We start from the raw sequence: 6,577 nt of genomic DNA on the forward strand, positions 1-6,577 counted from the left end.
TTCTTGGCCTCCGGGGCTGTTGCCAAAAGCGCCTCGGCGCCTTCCGTGTCGCCGGCCTCGAACAGCAGCTCTCCCAGTCCGGCGATCGCCTCGATCGTCTCCGGCGCCTGCGCCAGGATGGCGTCATAAATGTCGGCCGCGGTCTGCATGTCGCCGGCGTCGCGCGCCTCGGTCGCCGCAGCCAGAGCTTCGGCCACCGGCGGCGCGCCATTGCCCTTGCCGCCGACCTTGGTGATGAATTCGTTGATCTGGCTCTCCGGGATGGCGCCCATGAAGCCATCGACCGGCTGGCCGTCCTTGAAGGCGATGACCGCCGGGATCGACTGGATGCCGAGCTGGCCGGCGATCGACGGATGGTCGTCGATGTTCATCTTGACCAGCTTGACCCTGCCGCCGGCGGCCTTGACCGCCTTCTCCAGCTGCGGCGTCAGTTGCTTGCAAGGTCCGCACCAGGGCGCCCAGAAATCGACCAGCACCGGCTGGCGGCGCGATTCCTGGATGACATCGGCGGCAAAGGCAGCCGTCGTCGTGTCCTTGATCACATCGGCGGGAGCGGCGGGCGTATCGCCAAGCGCGACTTTCGCCGGCGCCGGCGCGGTTCCACCATACTGCACCGAGGTGGTGTACTGGCCGCCATTGCCGCCAAAGGGGCCGCCGAACGGATTGTTGTCGCTCATCTCTTTACCCTTCCGTGGCGCCGCCGGCCGGCGGCCAGGCGCCCTATGCTTCAGACCATCGGTTTTAAGCCATCCATGTGGCGATCACGCGGAGACTTTCAAGATAGCAGCATCGTGCCCGGTTGCCTCGACGAATCTGATCAGGTCGCTCGCTGCGATCGATGTCGTCGCCTCATTGGTCAGCGGATGCCCATTGATCACCGCATGCTCCATCAAATCCTTGTCGAGCACGAGCTTGACCCTGTTTGCCGTGTCGTTGATGATGCCAAAGACCGTGACGGCGCCCGGCGTGACGCCGAGCAGCTCCATCAGCATCTCCGGTTTGCCGAAAGAAACCCGGCTGGCGGCGCCGATCACCTGGTGGATCTGCTTCAGGTCGACGACCGCGTCCTCGCCGACGGTGACCAGAAAGAAATTGTCCTTCTTGTCCTTCAGGAACAGGTTTTTCGTGTGCCCGCCGGCGATCTCGCCGCGCAGCGCCTGCGAATCGGCGACGGTATAGAGCGGTGGATGGCGCTTGGTCGAGGCAGCAATGCCCAGCTCGGCAAGAAAGGCAAAAAGTTCGGCTTCGGTCTTCGGCATCGGTTTCGTCTTCGTCCCGTTTGTGAGCCCATGCCGTTTACGGCCAATGGGGCGGCCGACACAAGGCCGTCATGCGACATCACGGTGAGCGGCACCCGCCCTTTGCGGTGGCGCCCCCGCCGCGTGCCACTCGCGCGCCCGCCGGCGGCTTGCCGGCCTCGCTTGCCGGGTCGTAAAAAAGCCTGCGATTTCCCTGTTGCAATCGCCGCGCTCTTCAGCCATATAGGCCCGGCTTGCGGCCAAGACGCCGTGCGAGCGGGTGTAGCTCAGGGGTAGAGCACAACCTTGCCAAGGTTGGGGTCGAGCGTTCGAATCGCTTCACCCGCTCCAGTTTCCTCTTAGGAAATCAAGCATCGAAAAGCCGCGGTCCGCCGCGGCTTTTTCGTTTTTGGACATTGTCGAACTGGGAGCTTGGGCCGAACTGCGCTTCGTCCATCCGCCTCTCATGTCACATAAAATTACAGCCAGGAACGCTTCCCGCCTCGCCTCGTTAGCCCTCCACCACCTAACGATGGAGAAAAACCAATGCAGGATATTTCCGGTAAGCGCGTCGCTATCCTTGCGACAAACGGGTTCGAACAATCCGAGCTTGAAGTTCCGCTCAAAAAATTACGCGAGGCGGGCGCCGAGGTCGATGTCGTGTCGCTCGCAAGCGGCAAGATCAAAGGCTGGGACCTCAAGGACTGGGGTCGGGAGATTCCTGTCGACAAGACGTTGGATGAGGCGCGGTCGGACGACTATGACGCGATCGTCCTGCCTGGCGGGGTCATCAATCCGGATCTGCTGCGCGTCGAGCGAAAGGCCCTGGACTTCGTCGAATCGTTCTGGTCGGCCAAGAAGGTCGTCGGCGCGATCTGCCATGCGCCCTGGCTTCTCGCCGAGACCGGCATCGTAAGGGGTCGCCGGGTCACGTCTTACAAATCGATCAAGACCGATGTGATCAACGCCGGCGGTCTGTGGGAGGACACCGAAGTCGTCACCGACCAGGGGCTCGTCAGCAGTCGCAATCCCGGCGATCTCGACGCGTTCTGCGACAAGCTCGCCGAGGAGATCAGGGAAGGGCGGCACGACAGAAGGGTTGCTGCCTAGCCGCCTGTCCGCCCAGACGATCGACCGCGCAAGCTTTTCACAGTCAGCCCTTCGCCCCATCCGCCTTCCGCAGCGATGCCTGATGCACCAGCGAGGTCCAGCTGTTGGTCGAGGCGAGGTGGCAATAGAGCAGGCCGAGCGCGCCTGATTTGCGCAGGTCGAGAAACGCCTCGTCGCTCAATTTGTTGAAGGCCGGCTCGTCGATCACCTGGAAGTCGGTGAGGTTGAGCACCTCGCCACCCTCCAGCGTCACCTTGCTCTGGCGCGGCGAAAACAGGCCGTGCGCATCGATCTTTTCGACCATCTCGCGGGTGGCTCGGAAGTCGATCTGGAACTGGTTGCAGAAGGCGAGCGCCTGTCTGGTCGCTTCGGTCGGCTCGTTGCCGGCGAAGAACGGCAGGATCTTGTCGTCGCGCAACGGCGCCAGCAGCTGGTCGACGATGCGATTGCTGGCCCGGTCGGCGCACAGCGTCAGCCGGCCGGCCGATGTCGGGTCTTCGGCCAGGATGAAAGGATAGCGCCGGACATAGGCGGGGATGTAGTGCGGCCCGGTCCATTTGCCGTCGGCATCGACGAACAAATTCTCGTTCTGGCGCACGCCGGTGATGATCACCGGCGACTTGGCCGGGCCGATGAAGACGATCGGGTAGGAGCGCATCGCCGCCGGCATTTCCGACGCGACCACCGGAATGGCGTGCGCCGAGCGGGCGAAGCCGAAGTCACTGCGCGCGGTCAGGCCAAGCGAGCCGTGCCGCGCCGGATTGAGCGCCTCGGGCCTCGAATAGAACAGCGGCAGCGCATCGCCCGTCACGTCCGTCTTTGCATCCGCCATCATCCGTCTCCCGCACGCCCATCAGGCTGCCAATGGTCCCGAAGCCGGGATCTATGCTTTGTTTGCGCTGATCTTGGATCGAAAGGAATCCCGCGCAGGACAAAGTACTACAGCGTCTCTTGCGCGCATAAAAGGACAGGCGGTGCTGTATCTTTGGGATTTGCGGCGATCGATTGTCTTGGGGAACACGACCGCCGCCTGCCCGCCTCTGGACAGCTTGCGGCGAAGCGGCGACAGTGCCGCCGCTGGAGCAATTCCGGGAAAAGTGTGCAGCGGTTTTCCCCTGGCAATTGCGGAGAAACAAAGAGCTGGATCGGATCCGAACGCTGAACCGCTCCAGCGCAAAGATTGAGGCAAACGGGATGGCGTCGGTGTCGGATTTCGAGCAGGGACAAACCTTCACCATCGAAGCCGGGGGCAAGCAGATCCCGCTCGAACTGAGCGCGGTCAAGCCCATCGCCGCCAGCCCGCGCCCGGGTGGCGGTTTCTCGCTGCTGTTTAGAGGCCCGCGCGACATCGCGCTGCCGCAGGCGACCTACCTTTTCACTGGCACAAGCGGCAGCCACGAGATCTTCATCGTGCCGGTCGCCGCCGATGCGGCCGGGCGGCTGTACGAAGCGGTGTTCAACTAGGCGACGTTTGCTCTTTGAGGCGACGCTTGCGCTGCGGCGCGAAACCTTGACGCCAGCGGGACAGCCATCGTCTCACCCCGCCCCGCCACTCGGCGCCGCACATTCCATCAAATCGTATACACCCTTGTCCTCGACCACCGCAAAACCGAGCCTGACATAGAGCCACCTGGCCGGATTGTGCTTCTCGACGTGGATCGATACTGATTTGCCGGCTAACCATGCCTCGTCGATGAGATCGCGCAGCAGTGCGGTGCCGTAGCCCTTGCGGCGATGCTCCGGCAGGAAGGCAATGTCGATGATGCGGTGCTGGCCTGGCCAGCGCTCGATGTAGAGCCGGCCGATGTCTTTCCCCGCTCGTTCCACCACCAGCCAGTCGGCCTCGGGATAGTGTTTTCGGTAATGCGCGTGCTGCGCCTGGAACTGCATGTCGAGGAAGGCGGCCTTCTGTGCCTCGGTCCACGCCGTCACGGCGAGTTCTTCCACGCGCGTCGAGGCATAGAGCCGCGACAGGAACGGCAGATCCGCCTCTGTCGCGGCGCGGAAGCCGAGCCCGGCCTTCTCCGACCGGGACCAGGCTGCGAGCCGATACGCCTGCTTTGCCTCTGTCACGCTGCCTGACGTCAGACCGGCGGCGTCAGGTCGCGCACGACGACGATCTGCTTGAGGTTGCTGGTGGCCAGCGCCGTCCACGTCCACTCCCATTCGGAGCTGTCCATGGCCATCTGGTTGATGGTCCACAGACCATTTGTGCCGTCGTTCTGGACCATCATCGAAAACAGGGCAAGGCGGCCATCGGCATTGTAGTCGAGCGACAGGCTGGTGTTGGCGCCGGAGCCGCCGAAATCGCGCCATCCCGACCAGTTCTGGGTGGCGGCGTCATATTGGGCGTTGAAGGAGTGGACATGCTGCTGGTCGGAGGCGACCAGCATGATGTCGCCGTCGCCCTGGATGCCGGCGCAGAGCGTGTATTTGGGAACCCTGCTGTAACCGGGCGTCGCCCAGGCCGTCCAGGTGTCGGAGCCGGCCGGCAATTGCTTGGTGTGCAGGACCTGGCCTTGCTGCGTCATGGCAAACAGATTGGTGCCGCCCAGCGGACCGACAATCGGCGCCATTTCCGTGAAGGGGTAGCCGGCGTCGATCTGCACCCATGGCGTCCAGTCGGCGACCGTCAGCGCCTGGACCTTGGCCTGCTGGCAGCGATAGAGATGGAGGGCGGAGTTGATGCCGAACAGCGCGATGCGGCCGTCTGCCTGGCGCAGCGCCGTGATCGCCACGAGCTGCCCGGTCAGCTGGATCCAGGCGCTCCACGGCTGGACTGGCGGCCTGAGCTCGTCGACGGTGACGACGATCGGCGTCGTCGTGCCGGGCGGCGTGATGGTTTTCTGCACTTGAACAATCACATCCGGGTTCTGGTAGATCCACCAGATGCGGCCCAGATTGTCGGTGAGGAAGATTTCGACGCGGCCATCGGCATCGCGCGCCATCGTCAGTTTCTGATAGGAGGTGGCACCGGGCGGTGTGCCAATGCTCGTCGGCGCGGTCCATTTGTCGATCGGACCGATCTGGTTGGGGTCTTCGGTGATGAAGGACAGGTTGGTGGTGCCCGAGGCTTGCGCGACCACGGCGACGCGACCGTCCCTGGTGAGGCCCGCCGTCATGATCACCCAGGCGCCGGGCGCGATGAACGACCACGCCGCGGGCCATGACCCGTTCGGTGCGTCTTGAGCCTTCTGGATCAACTGACTTTTGGCGGAATCGATGCCCACCACCATCAGCCGCGACAGTTCGAAGAACGCCGCGCCGGCGGGCTTGTTCTGGTAGATGGGCGGGACGCTGGATCGCCGCGAGCGGGCGTTGGCCTTGGAAGCCGCCCGAGGCGCGGGCGCGGGCGTCCTTGCTGCGGGGGCCGATGCCTTCGACCTAGGTTCAGCTTTCTTGGCCATCGTATCGGTCCTGCCTTGTTGATTCGGAATTCCTCAGCCTCTCGGCGGGAAAAAGCCTTCCAGCGCGATGCAAAAAGTCAATGTCAGGTAGGGCATGCGATTGTTGTGCGGCAGACTGCCACCTGCCGGAGCCAGCATGTTCACTGCCATCGACACGATGTTAGCGGTCGTGTTCTTGTAGGCGTTGGCGTTGCTCGACCTGGCGATCGCCCGATCCGGCGTCGGGATCTGAAGCTCGGCAGGGTCGGTTACGGCGCGGATGTTGTGATTGTGCATCGGCATTTCCGATTCCAGTAGAGACACGGTATCCGAGCCACCGAACTGCCCTAGATCATAAAGCGCCAACCCTTGACCCTGGCCGGGTTGCATCGGCACATTGCCTTGCATGTCCGGCAAGCTGAAGGTCGATCTGCCATCGCCGCCATAGGTCGTGCCCAGCAGCGAGAACAAGGCCGTGTTTTGCGAGATCGGCATGAGCTGACCGTCGCAGGTCGCCCAGCCCCTGGGTGCGAAGTTGGACGGAAAAATTCGGATTTCCGCGACGAATTGGTCCGACATGGTCCTGTCCTTATGTTTGGGTCGGGAAAACGCCGAACAGTGAAATGATGAAATTGACACAGAGGTAAGGCTGCAGGTTGCTGTGAGGCTGGCTGCCACCCGTCATGCCGACCACAGGGTTGGCGAGGTTCGCCGTCGGTGTGTCCTCGACATAGAGCTTGCCTGTAGACGATTGGGCCACAACGTTGTTGGCGGGGCTCGTCTGGTTGGAGACGCTGCTCGTCGCCAGCATGGCGTGAGTGTGGCCGGTCATTTGCTGTATGT

General features: G+C 63.1%; 8 protein-coding genes, 1 tRNA gene and 1 pseudogene. 3 read left to right on the top strand and 7 right to left on the bottom strand.

All coding sequences use genetic code 11. The features are described 5' to 3' along the window. A partial coding sequence (gene trxA / locus EN884_RS20360) for a thioredoxin (RefSeq protein WP_128360706.1) occupies positions 1-677 on the bottom strand: 677 nt, incomplete at its 3' end. An 84-nt stretch (positions 678-761) separates the two neighbouring features. Continuing rightward, positions 762-1,259, bottom strand: coding sequence for a prolyl-tRNA synthetase associated domain-containing protein (locus EN884_RS20365; RefSeq protein WP_027162861.1), 498 nt, complete (start codon positions 1,257-1,259; stop codon positions 762-764). Positions 1,260-1,514: 255 nt separating this feature from the next. On the opposite strand from EN884_RS20365, the gene EN884_RS20370 reads away from it, so the two are divergent. After that, positions 1,515-1,589: transfer RNA gene (locus EN884_RS20370), tRNA-Gly, on the top strand. 195 nt (positions 1,590-1,784) lie between these two features. Continuing rightward, on the top strand, positions 1,785-2,348 hold the full coding sequence (locus EN884_RS20375; protein ID WP_013528771.1) for a type 1 glutamine amidotransferase domain-containing protein: 564 nt from the start codon (positions 1,785-1,787) through the stop codon (positions 2,346-2,348). 43 nt (positions 2,349-2,391) lie between these two features. Here the strand turns inward: EN884_RS20375 and EN884_RS20380 are convergent, their stop codons facing one another. Further along, positions 2,392-3,183, bottom strand: a complete 792-nt coding sequence (locus EN884_RS20380) for a SapC family protein (RefSeq protein WP_245469494.1) — start codon at positions 3,181-3,183, stop codon at positions 2,392-2,394. 233 nt (positions 3,184-3,416) lie between these two features. Here EN884_RS20380 and EN884_RS20385 point away from each other — a divergent pair, with 233 nt between their 5' ends. Further along, on the top strand, positions 3,417-3,812 hold the full coding sequence (locus EN884_RS20385; protein WP_244514245.1) for a hypothetical protein: 396 nt from the start codon (positions 3,417-3,419) through the stop codon (positions 3,810-3,812). 72 nt (positions 3,813-3,884) lie between these two features. Here the strand turns inward: EN884_RS20385 and EN884_RS20390 are convergent, their stop codons facing one another. The 4 genes and pseudogenes from EN884_RS20390 to EN884_RS20405 form a co-directional block, all read right to left on the bottom strand. After that, positions 3,885-4,421 (bottom strand): GNAT family N-acetyltransferase, encoded by a 537-nt coding sequence (locus EN884_RS20390; RefSeq protein WP_244514246.1) that lies wholly within the window; start codon positions 4,419-4,421, stop codon positions 3,885-3,887. A gap of 11 nt (positions 4,422-4,432) precedes the next feature. Then, positions 4,433-5,755, bottom strand: a complete 1,323-nt coding sequence (locus tag EN884_RS20395; protein ID WP_063169578.1) for a hypothetical protein — start codon at positions 5,753-5,755, stop codon at positions 4,433-4,435. Positions 5,756-5,788: 33 nt separating this feature from the next. Beyond that, the gene (locus tag EN884_RS20400) at positions 5,789-6,313 is read right to left on the bottom strand and encodes a tail fiber protein (protein ID WP_063169579.1); all 525 of its coding nucleotides are present in this window, start codon (positions 6,311-6,313) and stop codon (positions 5,789-5,791) included. Between the two features lie 10 nt (positions 6,314-6,323). Then, positions 6,324-6,577, bottom strand: a pseudogene (locus EN884_RS20405) (phage tail protein); the annotation flags it as partial.

The organism is Mesorhizobium sp. M7A.F.Ca.AU.001.01.1.1 (assembly GCF_004022735.1).
GTDB lineage: Bacteria > Pseudomonadota > Alphaproteobacteria > Rhizobiales > Rhizobiaceae > Mesorhizobium > Mesorhizobium ciceri.